Below are 1,858 nucleotides of genomic sequence, written 5' to 3' on the forward strand. Positions count from 1 at the left end.
GTAGTTCTGCATTTCATCACCTCTAGCTTAAGTATTCCTTTTGCTAGAAGCGATGATTCTACTACTGGGTTAACCTAAAGGCTTCGGCTGGAAGCCGAGGGATTTAACCCCATTATACAGACATTAAATTATCATGCGCTACATATCGAAATTCATCTGGGTCTCTGGTATAAAGAGGTAAGCCATAGACCATGGCACTGTCAATTTTATACCCATCCTTGTCATGCTCTTGTTCTGTCAGTTCGACCTTAACGATTTTCCGGGCTTCCCTTTTTGTCTCTGCTTTTACTATGGCGAGAAATCTTCTTCTCTTCCCTCCGAGAATTATCGACGCCGTCAACCAGGTCAAGGGAGTGCCCAACCTGCTCCAGGCCTCTACCTTGTCGGCGGCCCTGGCCAAAAATCTGGCTTTGGCCGCCCCCGGTGACCTGCGCCGCTCTTTCTTCGGCAACAGCGGCGCCGAGGCGGTCGAAGGTGCCCTGAAACAGCTTGACACCCTGCTGCAGGCCCTGGATAAGGTCCTGGCTGCCAACAAGGGGTTTTTCAGCATGGCCGCCTCCGGCGCGAAGACCATGCTGAAGTCATTGATTAAAAAATAAAGGATGCATGCTATTTCTCCTTCAAAAAAGACCAGGTTGAGTGAATCTTATCAGCCTGGTCAACCAGTATAACCCTGTTTCTTCTAAAAACAAAAGCAATCCTAAGGAATCCTGCGCATACTGCTACCCAGTTGGAGCATTTCATCTTCGCCGATATTGCCGTCCATAGAAACAAAAACATCCCCGTCGATCCAGGTCAGTGAAACAAACTGCTCTTTGTAAATAATTAGCGTTGCTTCCTGTCCATTAATCCTGATTTTCTTTAAAACCGCATCCTCATTGTCAAAAGAAAGGCCCTGGCTGAAACCCTGGGTGATGTTGGTCTGTTGAACGGTAACCTTACGGTTATCGCTTGCGGCTAATTTTATTGCAACGTCAGTAGAGTCACCAAGTTTGTCCGCTGTAAAGGAACTTATTTGATATTCGTCCAGATAGTCAATGGGCAAAAGAATCTTAAAAGGTACGGATTGAATCTTTTCCATAATTTCCGGGCTTAAGCTATTTATGCTGTCATCGGCGGAACTTTGATTCGCATAATCGATACCCACAGTCTGAACTTTTCCAACGATAAATGATTTGAAGAACGCCAAAGACTTTGAACTTATCGCTTTAGCCTGCACAGGAAACAATAAACTTAATAAGATCCCGACACCGAATAGAATGGGAATCATTATAGCAACGCTTTTTTGCAAATAAAAATAGTTTTTTTGCGGAAAATATTTTCTTTTAAACTTAACCCATTCTTCATCCAGATTGATTTCTTTTGAAAGTCCCTCGTTAATGTTCGCCGCTGCCGCCCGCGCTATAAGATTATCTATTTTGTTTTTGGGGTTCATCGATATCTACACCTCTTTCCTCCAACCCTTCAATAAATCCCCTCTTAATTAATTCTTTCTTAACCTTGTTCCTGCTCCGGTGCAAAACGGACTTGATTGTTCCTTCTGAAATATTCAATATGGATGATATTTCCTTTATTTTAATTCTTTTGTAATAATATAAAACAATTATAGCATAAGAAGGTTCATCTAAGCTCCTTATGATTTGTCGTACCTCTCTGATAATTTCCTCATTCTCGACTATAGTCAGCGGCTCATTTTGCATATCCTCAAAGTCAATGACATTATAAGTCACTCTCGTATAATAGTATTAGAACCACCGGACAACCAAAATTCCAATTGAGGGAAATATGGGTAATCCAGATAGGTTCGGGAACCGGTTCCCAAAGTACGGGTACCGAGACCAACAAAAATCATTTGCCT

Annotated in this window: 2 protein-coding genes and 1 pseudogene; 1 reads left to right on the top strand and 2 read right to left on the bottom strand. The window is 42.6% G+C overall.

Annotated elements, in window-relative coordinates; translation table 11 throughout:
- Positions 1 to 317 precede the first annotated feature (317 nt).
- Positions 318 to 485, top strand: a pseudogene (locus Psfp_RS22395) (putrescine aminotransferase); the annotation flags it as partial.
- Positions 486 to 700: 215 nt separating this feature from the next.
- On the opposite strand, the gene Psfp_RS20950 reads toward Psfp_RS22395, so the two are convergent.
- Positions 701 to 1,435 (bottom strand): DUF4367 domain-containing protein, encoded by a 735-nt coding sequence (locus tag Psfp_RS20950; RefSeq protein ID WP_134220445.1) that lies wholly within the window; start codon positions 1,433 to 1,435, stop codon positions 701 to 703.
- Complete coding sequence (locus Psfp_RS20955; protein ID WP_134220446.1) at positions 1,410 to 1,730, bottom strand: sigma-70 family RNA polymerase sigma factor; 321 nt, start codon at positions 1,728 to 1,730, stop codon at positions 1,410 to 1,412. Before Psfp_RS20955 ends, Psfp_RS20950 begins: the two co-directional genes overlap by 26 nt.
- Between the last annotated feature and the right edge of the window lie 128 nt (positions 1,731 to 1,858).

Origin of the sequence: Pelotomaculum sp. FP, from assembly GCF_004369245.1 — a bacterium.
Lineage (GTDB): Bacteria > Bacillota > Desulfotomaculia > Desulfotomaculales > Pelotomaculaceae > Pelotomaculum_C > Pelotomaculum_C schinkii.